Source organism: Mucilaginibacter ximonensis (assembly GCF_042686265.1).
Lineage (GTDB): Bacteria > Bacteroidota > Bacteroidia > Sphingobacteriales > Sphingobacteriaceae > Mucilaginibacter > Mucilaginibacter ximonensis.
Genome location: NZ_JBHUPD010000002.1, coordinates 151356 through 170827, shown reverse-complemented (window position 1 = coordinate 170827; position 19472 = coordinate 151356). Strand labels below are relative to the sequence as shown.

The 19472-nt window shown below is 42.5% G+C and carries 17 protein-coding genes and 1 tRNA gene; 7 read left to right on the top strand and 11 right to left on the bottom strand.

What is annotated here, in order from left to right; translation table 11 throughout:
- Positions 1-82 precede the first annotated feature (82 nt).
- The 7 genes from ACFS5N_RS08395 to ACFS5N_RS08365 form a co-directional block, all read right to left on the bottom strand.
- On the bottom strand, positions 83-1696 hold the full coding sequence (locus ACFS5N_RS08395; protein ID WP_377184208.1) for a SusD/RagB family nutrient-binding outer membrane lipoprotein: 1614 nt from the start codon (positions 1694-1696) through the stop codon (positions 83-85).
- 29 nt (positions 1697-1725) lie between these two features.
- A complete protein-coding gene (locus ACFS5N_RS08390) occupies positions 1726-5073 on the bottom strand; it encodes a SusC/RagA family TonB-linked outer membrane protein (RefSeq protein WP_377184206.1) in 3348 nt (1115 codons plus the stop codon).
- Positions 5074-5218: 145 nt separating this feature from the next.
- A complete protein-coding gene (locus tag ACFS5N_RS08385) occupies positions 5219-6205 on the bottom strand; it encodes a FecR family protein (RefSeq protein WP_377184204.1) in 987 nt (328 codons plus the stop codon).
- A 128-nt stretch (positions 6206-6333) separates the two neighbouring features.
- Positions 6334-6894 carry a sigma-70 family RNA polymerase sigma factor gene (locus ACFS5N_RS08380; protein ID WP_377184202.1) on the bottom strand — a complete coding sequence of 187 codons (561 nt, stop codon included), beginning with the start codon at positions 6892-6894 and terminating at the stop codon, positions 6334-6336.
- Between the two features lie 94 nt (positions 6895-6988).
- Positions 6989-8197, bottom strand: a complete 1209-nt coding sequence (locus tag ACFS5N_RS08375; protein WP_377184200.1) for a GDSL-type esterase/lipase family protein — start codon at positions 8195-8197, stop codon at positions 6989-6991.
- Positions 8198-8269: 72 nt separating this feature from the next.
- Positions 8270-8632, bottom strand: coding sequence for a glyoxalase (locus ACFS5N_RS08370; protein WP_377184198.1), 363 nt, complete (start codon positions 8630-8632; stop codon positions 8270-8272).
- Between the two features lie 113 nt (positions 8633-8745).
- Positions 8746-9411 carry an FAD-binding oxidoreductase gene (locus ACFS5N_RS08365; RefSeq protein ID WP_377184196.1) on the bottom strand — a complete coding sequence of 222 codons (666 nt, stop codon included), beginning with the start codon at positions 9409-9411 and terminating at the stop codon, positions 8746-8748.
- Positions 9412-9562: 151 nt separating this feature from the next.
- Here ACFS5N_RS08365 and ACFS5N_RS08360 point away from each other — a divergent pair, with 151 nt between their 5' ends.
- Both ACFS5N_RS08360 and ACFS5N_RS08355 read left to right on the top strand, forming a co-directional pair.
- Positions 9563-10582 (top strand): SDR family NAD(P)-dependent oxidoreductase, encoded by a 1020-nt coding sequence (locus ACFS5N_RS08360; protein ID WP_377184194.1) that lies wholly within the window; start codon positions 9563-9565, stop codon positions 10580-10582.
- A gap of 33 nt (positions 10583-10615) precedes the next feature.
- Positions 10616-11425, top strand: a complete 810-nt coding sequence (locus ACFS5N_RS08355) for an AraC family transcriptional regulator (protein WP_377184192.1) — start codon at positions 10616-10618, stop codon at positions 11423-11425.
- 4 nt (positions 11426-11429) lie between these two features.
- Here the strand turns inward: ACFS5N_RS08355 and ACFS5N_RS08350 are convergent, their stop codons facing one another.
- From ACFS5N_RS08350 to ACFS5N_RS08340, 3 genes are read right to left on the bottom strand one after another with little or no spacing between them, the layout of a single operon-like run.
- Positions 11430-12287 (bottom strand): alpha/beta fold hydrolase, encoded by an 858-nt coding sequence (locus ACFS5N_RS08350; RefSeq protein ID WP_377184190.1) that lies wholly within the window; start codon positions 12285-12287, stop codon positions 11430-11432.
- An 11-nt stretch (positions 12288-12298) separates the two neighbouring features.
- Positions 12299-12763, bottom strand: coding sequence for an SRPBCC family protein (locus ACFS5N_RS08345; protein WP_377184188.1), 465 nt, complete (start codon positions 12761-12763; stop codon positions 12299-12301).
- On the bottom strand, positions 12744-13085 hold the full coding sequence (locus ACFS5N_RS08340; RefSeq protein WP_377184186.1) for an ArsR/SmtB family transcription factor: 342 nt from the start codon (positions 13083-13085) through the stop codon (positions 12744-12746). The genes ACFS5N_RS08345 and ACFS5N_RS08340 overlap by 20 nt, the downstream gene beginning before the upstream one ends.
- Positions 13086-13249: 164 nt before the next feature.
- On the opposite strand from ACFS5N_RS08340, the gene ACFS5N_RS08335 reads away from it, so the two are divergent.
- From ACFS5N_RS08335 to ACFS5N_RS08325, 3 genes are all read left to right on the top strand, one after another.
- Positions 13250-13600, top strand: a complete 351-nt coding sequence (locus ACFS5N_RS08335) for a VanZ family protein (protein ID WP_377184184.1) — start codon at positions 13250-13252, stop codon at positions 13598-13600.
- Between the two features lie 295 nt (positions 13601-13895).
- Positions 13896-15458 (top strand): ATP-binding protein, encoded by a 1563-nt coding sequence (locus ACFS5N_RS08330; protein WP_377184182.1) that lies wholly within the window; start codon positions 13896-13898, stop codon positions 15456-15458.
- Between the two features lie 14 nt (positions 15459-15472).
- Positions 15473-16921, top strand: a complete 1449-nt coding sequence (locus tag ACFS5N_RS08325; RefSeq protein WP_377184180.1) for a PAS domain-containing sensor histidine kinase — start codon at positions 15473-15475, stop codon at positions 16919-16921.
- 78 nt (positions 16922-16999) lie between these two features.
- Here ACFS5N_RS08325 and ACFS5N_RS08320 read toward each other — a convergent pair.
- Positions 17000-17087 (bottom strand) — tRNA-Ser (locus ACFS5N_RS08320).
- 356 nt (positions 17088-17443) lie between these two features.
- Here ACFS5N_RS08320 and ACFS5N_RS08315 point away from each other — a divergent pair.
- Together ACFS5N_RS08315 and ACFS5N_RS08310 are read left to right on the top strand one after the other, a co-directional pair.
- Positions 17444-18415 (top strand): polyprenyl synthetase family protein, encoded by a 972-nt coding sequence (locus ACFS5N_RS08315; RefSeq protein WP_377184178.1) that lies wholly within the window; start codon positions 17444-17446, stop codon positions 18413-18415.
- Positions 18415-19470 carry a TerC/Alx family metal homeostasis membrane protein gene (locus ACFS5N_RS08310; RefSeq protein WP_377184176.1) on the top strand — a complete coding sequence of 352 codons (1056 nt, stop codon included), beginning with the start codon at positions 18415-18417 and terminating at the stop codon, positions 19468-19470. The genes ACFS5N_RS08315 and ACFS5N_RS08310 overlap by 1 nt, the downstream gene beginning before the upstream one ends.
- Positions 19471-19472 lie beyond the last annotated feature (2 nt).

Below are 19472 nucleotides of genomic sequence, written 5' to 3'. Positions count from 1 at the left end.
AAATAAATTCTTTATTTGTTGTAAGATAAAAGGAAGGAAAAAATCCCCGCCGAGAAACGAGCGGGGATCCATCAATCAAACATCAGTTGGCATCCCACCATACGCGAGACGTCAACAAGTCGCCACCAGGTACCGCATTATGCGCTGCATTGTAATTTGCGGTATTGGTTCCGGCCTCTGTAACCGGGTAAGGGAAACGGCGCGGAATAGTGCCTCCGGTATTATTGCCTGGATAGTTAACAGGAGTAAGTGCGGGGAAACCCGTTCTTCTCCAGTTTGACCAGGCTTCGTAAAAATCAAACATGGTGCAATTTAAGGCCCAGTACTGGGTATTGATCATTTGTAGGCCATTTGCCTGCACGTAAGGATGTGCTGTCATATAAGTTTCTGCATCAGTTGATGAAACTGCGGCACTGGCATCATATTCACCCAAATAAGTCATTGATGCAACCACACCATCATGGTAATGTTGCGCAGCGCTGCCGCCCAGGCCGAAGCGCTCTGCGGCGTCTGCCCACAGCAGTTCTGATTCTGCGTAGGTGAGCACAAATGTAGGTCCGTCGCGTTTAATCAGGGCAGGCGCTGGCGATGAATAATCAGTAAATGCGGTAAAGCTTGGATCCTGACGGATATCCTGGGCAGCAACGCCGCTTAAATCTTTACCGTTAGGCATTCCTTTTTGCGCTATAGCAGTTGAGTTTGCTCCAGGATTTTGTGCCTTAGAGTTTTCGTCTGTATACAAATTGGTAACCGCTACTTTTGACAAACGCGGGTCATTATTACTTTTCAGGAAATTAATGAAGGTTTGTGACCACCGGGTGTAAAAATTCTCCTGGCCACCATCGCCCAATAGTATCTGGCTGTTACGGTTTATGGTATTACGGCCGCCTGTTGCGTCGCCTTTAAAAAATGCGTCATCGGCATTGCTGGCCATGGTATTGCCAACAGCTTTTTGCACATAGCTTTTTGCCGTAGCAGCGTCAACCTTGCTTAAGCGCATAGCCATACGCAGCATCAGTGTGTAACCAAATTTTTTCCATTTGGCGATATCGCCATTGTAGTATTTATCGCCTATCGGTTTGTCGCCATTAGGGTCTAAAGCCGCGGTAGCTTCTGATAACTCTTTCAGCATATCATTATAAATAGCCTGCTGCTTATCATAAACCGGGAAATAGTTTTTGTCATAATAACCCAAACCGGCTTGAGAGTATGGTACATCACCATACAGGTCGGTAATACGTTCCATAATCAGCGCGCGCATAATACGCGCTATTTGGTGCAGGTTTTTGTACTGCGGCTTGTCTGCGGTAGATTGAATTACGTCGACAATAGGTCTAACCTGTTCAGGGTAAGCGCCGTCGCCCCCTGTTGGCGGACCGCCGGCAAATCCCCAATAGGCCGCTGTATAATTGGCATTTAATATGTATTTATCGCCGGCCCAATAGCTAATAACGGTAGAAAAACCCTGAATCATGGTAGAACAATAAATGAGATTGGCCCGCCAGGTATCATAGCTAAAATCGGCACTGCCAGAGTAACCTAATTGAGCAGCAGTTAACTCGTAGTTAGGATCAAAATTATTTTGATTATATGTTGCCGGATTAGTATTTATTTTCTCAAATTCTTTTCTGCAGCCCGTTGCCGAAAGCATTACTACAACCAAGGCAAGTGCAGCGTATATAAATATCTTTTTCATCTTTTTTAAAGATTAGTAGTTGTGGATAATTAAAACTTAACACTCAGGTTTAAACCATAGGTACGTGTAGCCGGAACGCCACCTAACTCCAAGCCTTCGGCTTGAGTAGTATAATCAGATTCCGGGTCGACGTTGTCAGTTCTTTTCATGATATAGAACAGGTTGCGCGCTACAATGCTAAGTGTCATATTTTTGATAGCTCCATGCGCCATATTCACAGGAAAGTTATAGCCCAACATAGCCTGGCGCATTTTAATGAAGGTTGCATCCTGTACAAATAAACTTGATACGTTGTTGGCGAGTGTGCCATAGTAGGTAGAGGCATTGGTGCCTAATGTTTCGCGATTAGCCAACGTTGCCTTATGTAAACCTAATACATAACCATAGTAGTCGGTTGCCGAGAATATCTTACCTCCAAATTTCCCATCTATCAATAACGATAAATTGAAACGTTTATAGTTAAATTCGTTGTTCCAACCGGCAACCCATTTTGCATAGGCAGAACCGTATGCTTTTAAATCGCCTTGTACCGGTATGCCGGCCGCGTCTTTGACAATATTACCTGCAGCGTCGCGCTTATAATCAAGGGCCATAATCTGGTTTACAGGTTTGCCAACAATGTCTTGTACAAAGGCATTGCCCGTGCGCGATGTGCCAACAGGTAATGTAGTTTGACCGTTGGCCAATGCTAATACTTTGTTGTCGTTGATTGATCCATTAAAGGACGTGGTCCATTTAAAATCGCCAATTTTTAAAGGAACAGCAGTAATTAATGCCTCAACGCCACGGTTTCGCAGCTTACCTATATTTAAGACAGCTCCACCGTATCCGGATGTGATAGAGGCTGGCGCAAATAAAATTTCGTCTGTTGAATTTTTATTGTACCAGGTTAAATCTAAACTAATGCGATCATTAAAAAAGCGCATTTCGGTACCTATCTCAAGTTCTGTAGCTAATGAAGCTACCAGGCTGCTGTTGGGCACATTAATGTTAGATATAACGCCAATCGGACTACCATTTACTGCGCCGTTAAACGCATAGGCCAGTTGAGTTTGATATGGGTCGGTAGCTTGACCAACCTGTGCAAAACCAACCCGAAGTTTGCCAAAGCTTAACCAGTCATTTTTTACAAATTCAGAAAATACAAATGATCCGGTAACTGAAGGATACAGTTTATTTAAAGGGTTTTTCGTGCCCGGGGTAGCAAGCATTGAATACCAATCATTGCGTAATGAACCCGTTAAGTATAAATAATCTTTATAGTCGAGCTCTAACGTTCCGTATGCCGATAAAATTTCTTTATCTGACGGCGTATAGGTTAAGGGATTTAGCTGGGCAATGTTGGTAATAACATAGGTATTCGGTACTATAAAATTATTACCCGACATGGTAAATAACTCTGATTTAGTGCGCCGGTAGCTTCCACCTATATTAGGTATTAAGCTAAATTCGCTTATTTTAAAGGTTTTGCCAAACAATACGTCGGTATTTAAATCAGAAAAATTGGTGGTGGTTTCGCCCATGGATCCGAAAGGCCGGTAAGCAGTACCAGTAGGAACTACCGTAGTAAACCGGTCATTGTATGCATCTCTGGCTGCCCGCGCCTGCATAAAATACCCGCTATCAAAATTATACCGCAGCGTTGCCGACGAGATCAAACGTTGGCGTTTGGTATCGTTAATAAACTTGTCAGCGGCAAACCAGGGGTTTGTTGCAAAAGTGTTTCCAGAATAACCATATTCGCTACCATCGGCATTTGTAGCTTTTTTTAATGTGAGTACATCTAAACTTGTAGGTAGTAATGCAACGTTAAAGTTTGAGTTACCGGGGCCGTCATTTAAAAAAGGGCGGTTATGAGCTTGCTCCAGTATGTAGTTTACCCTTGCGTCAATTGTGAAATTTTTGGTGATATTATAATTGCCGGTAAAATTGAAGGTTTGTCTGTTTAACCCAGAATTTGGCGTTATTGCATGGTTTGCCAGATCGCTTGCAGATAAGCGAATCGAGCCGCCTTCAAAACTTCGGTTGAGCGCTATTGTGTTTGTAGCAGTTGTGCCGGTGCGGTAAAAATTTTTGATATTATTTTGTTGTGCGATATACGGACGTGCAATGCCGTCAAATTGTATCACATTTGAGCCGTCCAGCTTTCCACCCCAGCTTGACTGGCCAGATTGGTAAGCACTTAATTTATCAGCTGGTTTTACACCATTTGCACCCTGACCGTAAACATATTGCCAATCGGTTGAATTGATGGCTTGTTCGGCCACAAAATTTGAGTTAAATTCAATGCCATTACCTTTACCGCTTTTGGTAGTGATTAAGATAACACCGGCTTTACCCCTATAACCATATAGTGCCGAAGCTGCCGCTCCTTTCAAAACCGATATAGTTTCAATATCGTCCGGATTTATGTTTCCTATGGCATCACCTAAATCGGGCACGTTATCATATTGTGAACCCAAAGCGCTGTTAGGCGTATTTTCCATCGGTACGCCATTAATTACATATAACGGCTGTGAGGTTTGAGTTAAGCTGGATACACCGCGAATAATAACATTTGATGACGAACCTGGCCCGCCAGCCGTTGGCGTTATATTTACACCTGCAACTTTGCCTTCTAACGAGTTCATTACGTTGGGCTCCCGCGCTTGTGTGAGGGCGTCGCCTTTAATCTCTGTAACAGAGTAGCCCAGTGCTTTGCGTTCTTTTTTGATACCCAAGGCGGTTACTACAACCTCGCTTAGTTGTTTAGAGTCTTCATCTAATACTACAGTTATTGACGGAGCAGAAACCGTAACATCTTTCGATATATATCCCAGATAAGTAAAACTCAGCACATCGCCTATATTGGCCTGCAAACTAAATTGCCCGTTAACATTTGTGGTAGTGCCGTTGGTGGTGCCTTTTATCATAACCGAAACCCCGATTAATGGCTGTCCGGTGGCGTCTCTAACAATACCGTTAATAGTGATCGCAGCAGCATTGCCCGCGTCGGTTTTAGCTGTGGTTAATGCCGGCATGCTGTTTTGCGACTGTGCAACACCAATAAAATTGCCCACCATTTTAAATTGTAGTTGCGTTTGCTGTTGCAATTGACTAAGCACAGCCGCCAGCGGAGTTTGTTTTACATGCAGCGTGAGTGAAGGAAGGTTGTTCAATATCTGCGCATCATAAACAAAGGTTACACTGGCCTGTTGCTCAATGCGTTTAAATACTTGTTTAACACTTTCTTTGTCCACATTCAGGTTCATGTCCTGGGCGCGGGTACCCTTTGCCGCTAACAATGCGGTACAACAAACTTGTATTCCAATTATGATTGTAGTAATGCGCATGCATTTTCGAAGTATGGGCAATAGATTGCCGTAAAAATTCTTCATATTTGTAATGGTTTAAAATTTCTTATTAAACTGAGCCGATGCTGGTTATGGGTCTCAAGCATGTATCCAGCCGGCTAAACTTATTCCGGGGGCATTCTAATGTCTCCGGTTTTTCTTTTCATAGCTGCTATGAAAAGAACAGGGCTTATTTTACTACGATTGTACTGTCATTGGCCATTTTATAGTTAAAGTGTTTAGTAAATTTTAAAATCTCCATAATGGTGTCCAGGCGTTGATTGCCCAGCTTGATAGAGATGCGTTCGTTTAGCAGATCTTTATTTTCAACCGTAATTTTGGTATTGTATTTTTTCTCGATAGCCTTGAATACATTGTTCAGATTTTCCTGATCAAACACCAGCACGTCTTTGCACCATAGGTTTACCACGGTTTCGCGTACCGGTTCTTTGATCATGTATTTAGTTGCCGGGTCGACGATTACTTCTTCGCGCTGTGTCAGGAAGATGGCCGGTTTTTCAGGCTGGCTCGGTACTGTAATGCCAACCTTGCCAGTAACTACGCTCACTTTTGTAGTACCTTCGCGTTTATAGGCGCGCACATCAAATGAAGTACCCAATACGGTGACATTTACATTTTTTGTTTTGACGATGAATGGCTTATTGTCCATATGCGTAACATCAAAAAACGCACGGCCTTCCAGCAATTCAACCTCACGTATTTTAGCACTAAATCGCTTCGGGTATTTAAATACAGAGCCCGCATTAAGCCACACTTTAGTGCCATCAGGCAGAGTAATGTGGATCACCTTGTTTACCGGTGCATTTACCAGATGCTTATCAACAGTATCTTGTTTTTCTTCGGCCGGGCGCAAGATCAGGAAACCTATTAACAGCACAGCCGCAACCGATGCCACTTGAAGCCATAAACGGCGTGTCCGGCCGGTGTTAGGTATAGCCGGTTCGGGCTCATTCTTCTCGGCCATAATACGCGTTTGCAGGTCGCGGAAAATGCGTTGCTTTACATCGTCTTCTGACTCAGGCTCGGCCGTATTAACGGTCTCAACCCAACCGTCGTTTGTTTCATCATACCACTGATGCAGCTTTTGCTTTTCTTCATCAGATGCTGTCCCGGCAAAATATTTTTGCGCCAGCCTTTTTAATTCATTTGTACTCATTCTGGACTATCTAACCCTATTTTATACTATAGAGGCCAGTAAGCGCCAAATACCCTCGGTGTAAAATGAAAATTTTTAAAATAAATGCAAATCTGTCAGAAAATGAGGCAAATGCGCTTGGATATTTATCAGAAGAAAAAAATACTTACCGCATTACCCAGGTTGGTACGTATAACACGCAACGCTTTAGTGAGGTGCCCTTCGGCAGTTTTTTGGGAGATATTAAGTTGCTCGGCAACATCGGCAAGTGATTGGTCGTGCAGTTTGTTGTAAACAAATACCAGTCGGCATTTTTCAGGCAGTTTGTTGGAAAGCTGGGTAATGATCTCAAGCAGCAGTTTGTTGTCGATATCCGTTTCAGCAGCGGCTTCGGCTGTGATCATGCCGATGATATTTTCGTGCTCTTTGGTGCGTTTGTCTTTGGATATAAATCTATAAACCGCATACCGGGTCATCGCCCCCATATAACTTTTAAGCGATTGGATATTCAAGCTGGCGCGTTTCTTCCACAACATCAAAAAAACCTCCTGAACAATCTCCTCGGCTGCGTCGGCATCTTTGAGCAGGCGATGCGCCTGGATGTATAATTTGTTCCAATACCGGTTATAAATTTCCGTGAACGCGGGCTCGCTATCTGCTCTAAGAAGCGCAGTCAGCTCGTCGTCTTCAAGTAAATGAATATTGTTCACAGCTAATTATTTTAAACGAATATAACATAAAATTAACGAACAAAATGTTTGCCTGTTAATTTTATATTACAACTAATCAGCTATTTAACTATGGTTAGTTATTAACCAAAAAATGGACAATGCGGCAAGCGGTACCTGTACTTGTTGTATTTTTTTGATTGCTCACACTTAACTTTAAAGTATGATGGCCGTTTTTTAAGCCACTATCAAACAGTACATACCAAGGCAGGTGAATGAAAGTGCTCCACTGCGTAAAAAGGTCGATGTGCTTAACAGCGCCGCCGTCAATTGAGTAATCAACAACGCCTGCATCAGCGCCCGAAATTATAGCCATACCGACGGCGTTGCCTTTAAATTTTAAGGTTAAAACAGATCCGGGTTGGGTACTTACTAACATCGGCACGTTTACAAATCCGGGGCGGGTATCCAGTTTATCAGATGGTGTCCAGTTAGGGCTTAGCGCCCAGCCATCGCCAAGCTTTGCCTTGGTGATGTCCAGGTAACTGCCCTTGGTAAAACTATTGCGGTTAAGCATACTGATCTCTGAGAGACGATGTTTAACAGGTTTGACAATCGGCTTTTTATCTGGACTTAGCTCATTTGCCAGCAAGCTCTTTATCGCCTCAAAATATAAACGCTGACCAAATGGCGCAGGGTGCAGGTCTTTAAAATCTTTTTCCCAGTTAAATTCATTATTGGCCAGTTTGTCTGCAACGGCTTTAGCTAAATTGACAGATGGTAGTTGATAATGATCAGCAATTAATTCATGATTGGTTACTGCTGTAGGTATGCCCCCTCTTTTATAGATTTCAGTTTTATCCGGATCGGCAAATTCCATCATAATTATATCCATATATGGATTACTTTTTAACGAGTGCCTTACAATACCCTCCAGGCATTTTACCTGCGTGACACTATCGGTACCATTTACCTGGTCGTTTACGGCGGCCTCTACAAATAACAGGTCGACTTTGCCAGTATCCAAAACATCGCGCTGTAGCCTGAAAGCATGCGGCAGGCTACCCAATGAAGGAATCCCGGCTGCGATGAACTTGAACTTGGTTTGCGGGAAATGTTCCTGCAAATAACTGCATACCATTTGCCGCCAGCCCGGGTTAAAAGTTATAGATCCACCTAAAAATGCCACAGTAACCTGCTTTTGCGCGTTAATGTTAAATCGGGTATTTGCCAACCCGCCACGGGCTTTGATAAAGTTGCTGAAGGGTATCGGTGTTACTTGTGCTGCTGCCTGTACATATATAAAAGCAATGAACAATAAGGCAGCAAATAATCTTTTCGTCATCACATAATTGGTTTGCGGCTGTTAAGATCGGTTTATTTGGGTAGTTCCGATTTACGGTTTTTGGCAACTTACTCAATTAAACTGACCAAAATGCCACAGTATGCCTGATGGGTCATGCAGGAAGCATTCTTTGCCCCAGTCAAGCACCCTTATAGGGGTTAATTTGACCCCTTCATATTTTTCAGGAAGGTTTAGGTCAAGAAGCAGGTTCCAGTATTGCTTAACATCGTCAACCTCTAAAAAAATCATGGTATTATCTATCCAGTCCTTCACGTCGGCATTCTGCAGGTAAAACGCTAACTGTCCAACTCTAAAAACGGACATATCCGCATTTAATATTGTCTCTTTAAAACCCAGATCACGGTAAAAACTTCGTGATATTTTAAAGTCTTTGGCGCCTATAAAGGGCCTGATTGATTTAACACCATTTTGCATAATATTTGGAGCGGCTTATATATACTAATTAACTGATAATTAAACGTAAAAGCAAAAAAAGATTGGCTCAAAATTGAACCAATCTTGCGGGCATATATTATGGGGGTTGTTTACTATTGTTCTATGACAATTTTATCCTCGTCGAGACGGAGCTCTTTGAGCATATTAACAATATCGGCGGTAAACTTATCCGGGCCGCAAACATAGTAGTACCTGTCGTCGGCACCGGTAAATTGAGCCAGTAGCTCTTTGTTAATATATTTTTTGTGGCCGCCCGGTTTTGAGTCGCTCAAAATATTAATGAATCGATCGTGCAACATGGCCTTCAATTCATCTTTCAGGATAATATCATTCTCGGTATGATTAGCAAAAAGTAGAGTACACTTATTAAGGTCGCCTGTTTTTTGGATGGATCTGAATATGGCTAAAAATGGTGTAATACCAGCGCCGCCGGCAATAAATATGCCCGGGCCTTTATAGTTTATCGTTCCAAAAACCTCGTGCAGTATCAACTCTTCGCCAGGCTTTAAGTCGCCCAACTTTGCAGTCACGCCATCGTGGTCTTTATAAATCTTGATCACAAATTCAAGATAGTCGGCATCAGTCAATGAAGTAAAAGTAAATGGCCGCAGTTCTTCTGCCTGCCCCGGTTTATTGATGGAAACATCAGTAGCCTGGCCTGGCACATAAGTAAAGTTTTCAGGTTTTTCAACTACAAAATGTCTTACGTTATGGGTGAGGTAGTTCGCAGATAATATTTTGACAGTGTGCTTTTCCATGATTTAAGGATCGTCATTAATAACGAATGACAACGAAAGGATGTTTGAAAATACAGGCGTGGCATTCTGAGCAAAGCAAAATTGACATTTTAAACAAAACGGACCGTTTAATATCGCTATAACTTTGTTTAAAAATCCAAATTCGAAAAAAATGGCACAGAACAATTATAACGGCGCGTTACAAAAGCCAATTAATTCAGGCTTTGACGCAAAATCAACGGCAAGCGAGGTAATTCAAGGTATCGACCTGAATGGTAAAGTCGCCATTATAACCGGTGGGTATGCGGGCATCGGTTTAGAAACTACCCGTGTGCTTTCGTCGGCAGGGGCAACAGTTATTGTTCCGGCCCGCGATATGGCGAAGGCAAGCAAAAATTTAGAAGGCATCGTCAATGTCGAGATAGAAATTATGGATCTGACGGACCCGGCTTCGATTGATGCTTTTGCCGAAAAATTCCTGGCATCAAATCGTCCGCTAAATATTTTGATCAACAACGCAGGCATTATGTGGGTGCCGCTGCGCAGAGACCATCGCGGATTTGAATCGCAACTGGCGACAAATCACCTGGGGCATTTTCAGCTTACGGCACGTTTATGGCCGGCGCTTAAAAAGGCAGAAGGCTCAAGGGTGGTAAATGTTTCATCCTTTGGCCACCAGATAGCACCTTTTGATTTTGAGGACCCAAACTTTGAAAACAGGGAGTACGAAACCTTGCAAGGTTACGGACAGTCGAAAACTGCTAATAACTTGTTTGCGGTGGAATTGGATGTACGCGGGCAGGATCTTGGCGTGCGCGCTTATTCTTTGCACCCGGGCTCGGTAAATGGTACAGATCTAGGCCGCGAGGCGCCGATGGCTCTTTTTCAGCAAATGGGTACACATGACGCCGAGGGTAATATCTATCCCGAAGTTACCCAAAAGTTAAAAACAACTGAACAAGGGGCAGCTACCAATGTTTGGTGTGCTACAAGTGCGCAGCTGGATCATATCGGGGGTGTTTATTGTGAGGATGCGGATATTGCCGAGTTAGATGAAGGCAATATTGAGCACCGCTACGATGAACCATCGACGTTGCGCGGCGTCCGGCCTTATTCGGTTAATGGCAAAAATGCCCGCAAACTCTGGACGCTGAGCGAGCAGATGACCGGCATTGATTTCCCGGCTAAATAATTGGTTAAACCCTTTTCTCTGTATCTTTAAAAAATGGAAACCGAAGATTACCATATCGTCTACCTCACGCCCGACCTGAAGCGCTCAACCTTTGAAGGAAAAGAAATGCGTAAAGAAGTGGTATTTGAACACCACATGTTAATTTGGCTGATATCGGGCCAAAGCAAAATTACTTTGGCCGACGCTGTGCATGAGTTTAAAGGAGGTGATATTTTTCTGATCCCGCGTAATAAACTGGCTGCAATAACCACCAGCTCTGTACAAGGAGAGCCTTACCGGGCTGTCGCTATGTATTTTACGCCCGAGCGACTTAAGGCGTTTTATAAAAAGCACAAACCATACAGAGCACCCTCGCCGTTGGATAAGGTACGCGTGTTTACCAGACACCCGCTATTGGAGAGCTGCATGGTATCACTGGTTCCGTATTTTGATCTGACAGAGAAGCTGCCTGAAGATATCGCAGCGCTAAAAATTGAAGAGGCCATCAACATTCTGCGCACCATCGACCCGGAACTGGACGGTATGTTATCAAGCTTTGAAAGGCCCGGTAAGATAAATCTGGGCGATTTTATGGGCAAGCATTTTATGTTCAATATGTCCCTGGAAAAATTTGGATACCTGACTGGCCGCAGTCTCTCGACATTTAACCGCGACTTCAGAAAGATATTTAATACCACCCCGCAACGCTGGCTAACTGACCAGCGTCTGGAACTGGCCCACTTTCAATTGGCCGAGAAAAAAAGAAAGCCGGTCGATGTGTATATCGAAGCCGGCTTTGAGAATCTTTCGCATTTCTCGTACGCGTTTAAAAAGCGTTTTGGATATGCTCCTTCTGAAGTTTAGCGTATTATTTGTCGAGGAAACTTTGTAACAGCAAAGCCGAACCCGCAATCATTTTGGCATCAGGATGCGGTGTGCAAATCTCGCCAAAAAAAGCGCCATGCGGGCCAGGCAAAATCATGGCATGCGCATGCGGAATAAGCCTTGCCAGCTCAAAAGTATGCTCAGGTTTGATCACGTCCTGGTCTGAAGAAATGACAAGTGTGGGAGCTTTAATATGTTTCAAATCGCCGTCGGGCCAGTCGTGAAAAGTTTTCATACGTCCAACATCGCGGTTAAACATATTTTGCAGGCCTTTTTTATCGCCTTTGTTAAATTTTAGATAGCCATCTTGCAAAGGTTTAGGCATGCTGGCCAGTTTGGCGCCATCAAATCCTTTAAAGAAACCGTCAATTAAACCACCGCGCTTAGTAGCTGCTGATATAGCAATGATTTTATTAACCACCTGCGGATGGCGTATCGCGATCTGTAAAGCTGTACTGCCACCATTGCTAAAGCCTAGAATATTGGCCTTCGGTATATGCAGATATTTAAGCAGCTCCGCCACGTCGTCCGCATCCTGTATAAATGATTCTGATTTAGGCCTGTCGGTGGTACGGCCATGGGCTTGCAGTTCGACAGCAATAATTTTGTAATGCTGAGCCATGAGGGGTAATAGTTTGCTAAAACTGGTCTCAATAGTTGAACCGCCACCGTGAATCATTACCAGTGGGATAGCGCCCGAACCATGAATCTCATAATACATTTGTATACCGTTAACCGGTGCATGGCCAGATGTTGGGAGCACTGATTTTGAAGCCTGTTGCGCTGTGGCGGGCATCACCGCAAATAATGAAAGTAGTGATATTAAAAATTGCTGTTTCATAGTCAGGGTGTTTATGATTTCATACTGTTGAGATACTCCTGTAATTTTACGACGTTTTGTTTCAAACCTTGGTCTGCCTTGAACACTTTCACAGTTTGTATAAACTCTTCTTTAGTGTCAAACAGCATTCGCCACGTTAAAAAAGTTTGTTCGCCGCGGTCTTCAAATGTTATAGTCCCCATAAAATGCGGCGCACTTTCATGCCAGTAACTTATTTTTTGTTGGGGGATGATTTCTTTAAAAATGCTACGGTTTTTATAGTCGATACCATCCGGGCCGTGCAGCACCAGGTGCCATTCGCCTTCGGGGCGCAGTTCCATTTTGCTAATAGTGCAAGTAAAGCCATCTGGTCCCCACCAGTTACATATATGTTCGGGATTGGACCAAGCCTCCCAAACCAGTTCAACCGGGGCATCCAGCAATTTGGTGATCAGTAATTCACGATCGGTTATGTTGTTATCTGTTATGTCTTTCATTTTTTTCTTTTTTTAGCGTCTGTAAGTATCGGTTCAGTTTATCGAGTTTGTCTTCATAATGCTTGCGGTATTTACCTACCCATTCATCCACCTCGCTTAAAGCATCCAGTTTGGCCTCGCAGATCTGTTCGCGGCCTTCGCGTTTCATTTTCACTAAGCCACAGTCGGCCAAAATTTTTACGTGGAGTGATATGGCCTGACGGGTCATTTCAAACTGATGCGCAATGGCATTCATATTATGCGGCTGATTGGCCAGCATATCTACAATGGCCCTGCGGGTAGGGTCGGCTATGGCCTGGTAAACGTCTCTGCGTGCTTTCATTCTATATATGCAAGTAAGTGCTTGCAAATATAAAGGCAAGTATTTGCTTGCGCAAGTGTTTTTTGTTTTTTTTTGTCTTTAGGCAGTTTTAGCGGTTTAAATTTTAAGTCTAAAAATAATGATACCTTTATTTGCAAAGCTTCTGATTTTAAGTAAATTAGATTATGCAACGCCGAGCCTTTATCGCAACTTTTATTTTAATTGTTATTTTTATCATCATTCAGGAGTTGAAGTTCAGGCACTATCTGTTTGAGGAGCATTCGCCTATTGCGGGTTGCCTGCCCAATTTTACCGCAGCACTTCTTTTTATATTTGGTTATGGGCTCATTAAGTATCCATTAACCATGCGGCAAACTATGTGGTCGGCTGTTTTTGCTGTGATGGGACTAGTACTATATGAGTTTGCACAAATATGGATGCCGGGCCGCGTATTTGACTGGAATGATATCATTGCATCCGTTGTGGGCGGACTGGTTGCCGTGGGTATAGTTTATTTAATAAAAGATATTCATTAGCCCGGCTATTCAATAGTTTCCTTCAATCGTTGCTATGGGTTAAGCTTTTGTTCCCAAAGGCGCACAGTTTCGTGCGTGTTAATTGACAGTTAAAATTTACGCAGTAAACGCGGCAATACGCGCCAGTTTAGCCATCGCCAAAAAGTTTTATTTATAGCTAATTTTTCTTACTCAAAGTTTATATTAGTGCGAATTTCGAAACAAAGCCAATCTATAATTCTAAAATCTGTAACAAATTAAATAAGTGTTTCGTTTAAAAACGTTAATGCTATAACATTATATAATCCCCCTAATTATGAACCAGATTAATACCTCCGTGCTAATAATTGATGATGAAGAAATGGTGCGCGACAATATCGAAGACATTTTAGTACCGCGGTCATCATTTGAAGATCAGGAAACCCTAAACGACGCTTTCAACATCTTATTCGATGCGCCGAAACCCTTGCTGACAACACGCACTCCGAGTATTCCGGCCTTTAGTGTTGACAAAGCATCTAATGGCATGGAGGGTTTAAAAATGGTTAAAAAAGCCGTTGAAGGTGGGCACCCTTATGCCGTTATTTTATTGGATATGCGCATGCCTGGCTGGAGCGGATTGGAAACAGCCATTGAGATAAGGAAGTATGACATCAAAGCTGAAATTATATTTATTACCGCTTATAGCGATTGCTCGATCGATGAAATCATTGAGCAGGCGGGCGAAAATGTTGGCTATCACTGTAAACCGTACGCCCCGGAAGAAATTATACAGTTAGCTACAAAAGCGGTTACTGATTATAACAAGCTGCGTAACCTTGAAAAGTTAATTGAATCTATCGCATCAATAGGGCTTGACAAAAATCAGCTCAACTCATTGTTAAAAAATATCCTTGATCAGCTTGCCGGTTCGTTAGATACCGATATGGCTTTAATAGGCAAACTTCATGCAGATTTTACTTACGAAAAAATATTGTCTATCGGCGCATTAACAGAAAAGCTAAATGTCGACGAGCTGATTTCAAGAGTAAAAAGTGTCGATTTGCAACAAGACGAGGTTATACAGATTGATGAGCTTATCCTTGCGCGAATGGATAAATATTCGGTGTTCGCAATATTAAAAAAACAAGGGAAGCTTAAAACGGAAAAGATGTATCTGTTAAAGCTGTTTGTGCAAAATGCGGCACAAGCTATCAGGAACGCTGAGTTAAATGAGAAGCTTTTACAAAAGGAAAAATTGTCTACCGTAGGCCAGGTTATCGGCATGGTAATGCATGATCTGAGAACACCCATAAAAAACATAAAGCTGATAACAAGCATGATGAGACATGATGCTGATGACAGCGATCTGATAGACCTGATAGATCAGTCTGCCGAACAGGCTTCTGAAATTTTTGATGATTTTTTAGATTTTATTAATAATAAGCCTATTACAAAATTACCTATCACCCTGAATAAAGTTGTTGCCGAAGCTATTACGCTCGCAGAAGGCCGGGACGGCATGTCATCCACTCATATAAATGTAGATATCGCCGGAGAAATTATAATATGTGCAGATGAAAGTAAATTGAGAAGGGTAATAAGTAACCTGGTTAATAATGCCATAGATGTATTACGTGATCATAAAATAACCGGCGGTTATATCTACATCTCTGCCCAAAAGGTTGGTGATTCTGTTACGCTTTCCATATCAGATAATGGCCCCGGCATACCTGCTGAAATTATCAACACGCTATTTGATCCTTTTGTTACCAAGTGCAAAGCAGGCGGTACCGGGCTGGGGCTTGCCATAGTTAAACAATATGTTGAGGCTCACGGCGGATCGATCGCCGTTAAGAATCAGCCAGGTGCGACATTTACCATAAGTCTTCCTTTATAAAATCAACTACTGTTATGAACGAAAATAACTTGGCAGAAAAGTTGATAAAGGGTGCGGCTGCTGTGTCAAACCAACAGCCTGAACTTGACGTCGACTCACCTTTTGGCCAGCAAAATTTATTTCGTCTGCTAATTGAAAATCTGCCTGATCAAATTTATTTGAAAGATGCTCAGAGCCGGTTTATTTTATGCAACACGCCGGTGGCGCTAAACGGAGGTTTTAAGTCACCAAGTGAGCTTATTGGAAAAACCGATTTTGATTGTCATCCGGACGAAGCTGCTCAATTTTTTGAAGATGAACAGCAACTTATGCGTCTGGACCGCTCTCTGATTAACCACGAAGAGCAATTTGTGAACGCAGAAACCAATGAAATAAAATGGAATTTAACAACCAAGATACCCGTTAAAGACCACCGGGGTGTTGTGATTGGTTTACTTGGTATAAACCGTGATATCACCGAAATGAAAAATGCGTTACGCGAGCGTGAAGAAATATTGAAAGATATGGCACAGCGTAATCAAGAGCTTGAAGAATCGGCCAGATTACTTTATGAGCAGTCTGTAGCGCTTAATGCGCAAACAGAAGATTTAAAAAGATTGAACGAACAGCTTACTCAGCAAAAAGAGGCCGAATTAGAAAAAGCTATAGCTCAGGGTAAATTTGAAATCGCATCTGAAGTATTGCACGATATAGGCAATGCCTTAGTAGGTTTTGGTGCGCATCTTAACCGTATAAACCGCGTAATGGATAAAAATGTGACCGGTGCCCTAAAAAATCTGTGCTTGTTTGTAAAAGCTCAGGAAGCTGCAATTGCCCCATCAATAGGCACCGACAAAGCACACGCACTTGTTACTATAACGGATAGCCTTACAAAAACACAGACAGAAACACATGACGAAATAAACACCGCCGTTCATGAACTTTTAAGTATCGTTACGCATATACAGGATATTTTAAATATTCAAAGGCAATTTGTAAAAGGCCGCGAAGGTACGATGGAAAGAAAACCCGTCGATCTTGCTTATATTATTGATGATTGCCGGGCTATGTTAACTGCCTCCATGGAAAAAAAGGGAATTCAACTTAAAATAAATATACAGCCGGGGAACCACGTGGTTAAAGGTGACAAAACCAAACTCATGCAGGTGATGCTCAATGTTTTAAAAAATAGCATAGAAGCCATTGACCTCGCTGCTCGGGAAAAATATATAACCATAACATTGAGAACGATTGACACCGGAGCCGAGCTGAAAGTTATAGATAACGGGGCCGGCTTCGATCAGGAAACGGCCGGCAACTTATTTAAAAGAGGGTTTACTACAAAAGAAAGCGGAACGGGTTTAGGGCTTTACAACTGCAAAGTGATTATCGAAAGTCATTCGGGTACGTTTGAAATTAAAAGCGATGGGCTTGGGACTGGCGCCTCTACCATAATGAAATTTAACAACCAAAAGCAGGCGTAAAATCAAATTCTAAATCCTGAACAGGCTATTGTTAAGCATATATTAATTCCGATCTTTTAATTACTTAAAAGAAATTTGCGGAGAGGGAGGGATTCGAACCCTCGATACGCTTTTGACGTATACACACTTTCCAGGCGTGCTCTTTCGACCACTCAGACACCTCTCCGTATTTTGGTTTTGTTCAATGCTTCATTAGCTACCGGGTTTTGCAACCTGCACGCTTTAATTCATTGAAAAAAACAGCCTGCAAATGTAAAATAATATTGCATGTCATCACATAAAAAAAAAACGGAACACTTTTCAGCATCCCGCTTTTACAAAAAATAACCAAAAACTATAATACCACTTTGTCACAGCCTTGCTGTAACTTTCATGTGTGTATATTATAGAGTGTATAATATGCCCGATGGTTTAATTATGATCAAAATTTATACAGGGCAATGCAGATAAAGTTTTTTTGGCTTATGTTTGTTGCCGTTAGCCAAACAGGCAGTTTGGCTCAGTAAAACGCTATCTATTTTAATGCTGAGCATCAACGAGATCAAACAACCCATTGCTGCCGATATTGACGTTTTTGAAGAGCGCTTTAAGGCCTCTATGCGTAGCTCAGTACCTTTGCTTGACCGTATTACCCACTATATCGTAAAACGTAAAGGCAAGCAAATACGCCCCATGTTCGTATTTTTTTCGGCGAGCCTTTGTGGCGGTATAAATGAGGCTACCCACCGTGGAGCGGCCCTGGTTGAGCTATTGCATACCGCTACTTTAGTACATGACGACGTCGTAGACAATTCTTATCAGCGCCGCGGATTTTTCTCAATCAATGCCTTATGGAAAAACAAGATAGCTGTTTTGGTGGGTGATTACCTGTTGTCGAAAGGTTTATTGCTATCCATTGATAATGGCGATTTCGCGTTGCTCAAGATCGTATCAGAAGCAGTAAAGCAGATGAGTGAGGGCGAATTACTACAGATGGAAAAAGCCCGCCGTATGGATATAGGCGAACCTGTTTATTATGATGTTATCCGTCAAAAAACAGCATCGCTCATTGCAGCTTGCTGCGCATGTGGCGCCGCCTCGGCCGGTGCAGATGACGCAACTATCGAAAAAATGCGATTATTTGGCGAAAAAATCGGCATAGCGTTTCAGATTAAGGACGATATGTTTGATTTTGGCACGGATGATGTTGGCAAACCCCTGGGGATAGATATTAAAGAAAAAAAAGTAACATTACCGCTCATCTACGCGCTAAACAATTGTGCGGCCGACGAGAAAAAGCATATCATTAACCTGGTGAAAAATCATAATGACGATCTTGAAAAGATTGGCGTCATCATTAGTTTTGTGAACCGGACGGGTGGGTTGCAATATGCCGAAACCCAAATGAAGAAATACCGCGACGAGGCTTTTGAGATACTTAATTCATTCCCCGATGGCAGCGCACGGCAAGGCCTTGAGCAATTGGTAAGATACACAACAGAACGCAACAAATAGTGACAAACGAACTTTTATTTATAGCAGCTTTCCTGGTTTTCATCTTTATTATGATGGCTGCCGATCTGGGCCTTTTTGGTAAGTCAGATAAGCCGGTGAGCCTTAAGCAGGCCGGCTTTATGAGTGCCGTCTGGGTGGTTTTCGCCCTTGGTTTTTATCTGCTGATATTGAACTATGGTCATCTCCTGCATCACATTGACAGTTTTTCTGCTTTGCAGGAAATTAACATTCGGCATTTACATCAATTAAAGTTAAACCCGAATGATTTTCAGGGAAGTTTGAACCTATATCAAAAAAACCTGGGTTTAGAATTCCTTACGGGCTATGTGGTAGAATATGCGCTGTCGGTGGATAATATCTTTGTCATGGTGCTGATATTTACTGCTTTTGGCGTGCAGTCAAAATACTACCACAAGGTTTTGCTTTGGGGCATTATCGGCGCTGTGGTGATGCGCTTTCTGTTCATCTTTGTGGGTGCGGCGCTGATTGAGCGGTTCCATTGGGTGCTTTACCTGTTTGGGGCATTCCTGGTTTATACCGGCGTTAGCATGTTCATTAACCGTAACCAGGAAGAAAGCATCGACACTGAAAATCACCGGGTAGTTAAACTTGCCTCGAAATACTTTTCGGTTACCCCTAAATTTCAGGGCAATAAATTTTTTGTGACGATCAACAAAAAGAAGTTTATCACGCCTTTGTTTTTGGTATTGCTTATTATTGAGGTTACTGACCTGGTTTTTGCTGTCGATTCTATACCGGCTATCTTCTCTGTAACCAAAGATCCCTACATTGTATTTTTCTCTAATATTTTTGCCATTATGGGGCTGCGCTCCATGTTCTTTTTGCTGGTAAATATTATCGACAAGTTTCATTACCTTAAAGTTGGGCTGGCTGTATTACTGGCCTTTATCGGCCTTAAAATGTTGCTGGCAAACTATGTCGAGCATATAGGTTTAACTACCGGCCGCTCGCTGTTAATTATTTTAGGTATATTGGTTATAAGTGTTGTGGCCTCGTTGCTTTTCCCGAAAAAGCACGAAGCGAGAAAAACATAATC

Coding starts and splice junctions, on each gene's coding strand:
- ACFS5N_RS08355 (WP_377184192.1), top strand. CDS start 10,616: ATGGAAACCGAAGATTACCATATCGTCTACCTCACGCCCGACCTGAAG.
- ACFS5N_RS08325 (WP_377184180.1), top strand. CDS start 15,473: ATGAACGAAAATAACTTGGCAGAAAAGTTGATAAAGGGTGCGGCTGCT.
- ACFS5N_RS08375 (WP_377184200.1), bottom strand. CDS start 8,197: ATGACGAAAAGATTATTTGCTGCCTTATTGTTCATTGCTTTTATATAT.
- ACFS5N_RS08365 (WP_377184196.1), bottom strand. CDS start 9,411: ATGGAAAAGCACACTGTCAAAATATTATCTGCGAACTACCTCACCCAT.
- ACFS5N_RS08385 (WP_377184204.1), bottom strand. CDS start 6,205: ATGAGTACAAATGAATTAAAAAGGCTGGCGCAAAAATATTTTGCCGGG.
- ACFS5N_RS08330 (WP_377184182.1), top strand. CDS start 13,896: ATGAACCAGATTAATACCTCCGTGCTAATAATTGATGATGAAGAAATG.
- ACFS5N_RS08370 (WP_377184198.1), bottom strand. CDS start 8,632: ATGCAAAATGGTGTTAAATCAATCAGGCCCTTTATAGGCGCCAAAGAC.
- ACFS5N_RS08390 (WP_377184206.1), bottom strand. CDS start 5,073: ATGAAGAATTTTTACGGCAATCTATTGCCCATACTTCGAAAATGCATG.
- ACFS5N_RS08360 (WP_377184194.1), top strand. CDS start 9,563: ATGGCACAGAACAATTATAACGGCGCGTTACAAAAGCCAATTAATTCA.
- ACFS5N_RS08315 (WP_377184178.1), top strand. CDS start 17,444: ATGCTGAGCATCAACGAGATCAAACAACCCATTGCTGCCGATATTGAC.
- ACFS5N_RS08345 (WP_377184188.1), bottom strand. CDS start 12,763: ATGAAAGACATAACAGATAACAACATAACCGATCGTGAATTACTGATC.
- ACFS5N_RS08340 (WP_377184186.1), bottom strand. CDS start 13,085: ATGAAAGCACGCAGAGACGTTTACCAGGCCATAGCCGACCCTACCCGC.
- ACFS5N_RS08335 (WP_377184184.1), top strand. CDS start 13,250: ATGCAACGCCGAGCCTTTATCGCAACTTTTATTTTAATTGTTATTTTT.
- ACFS5N_RS08350 (WP_377184190.1), bottom strand. CDS start 12,287: ATGAAACAGCAATTTTTAATATCACTACTTTCATTATTTGCGGTGATG.
- ACFS5N_RS08395 (WP_377184208.1), bottom strand. CDS start 1,696: ATGAAAAAGATATTTATATACGCTGCACTTGCCTTGGTTGTAGTAATG.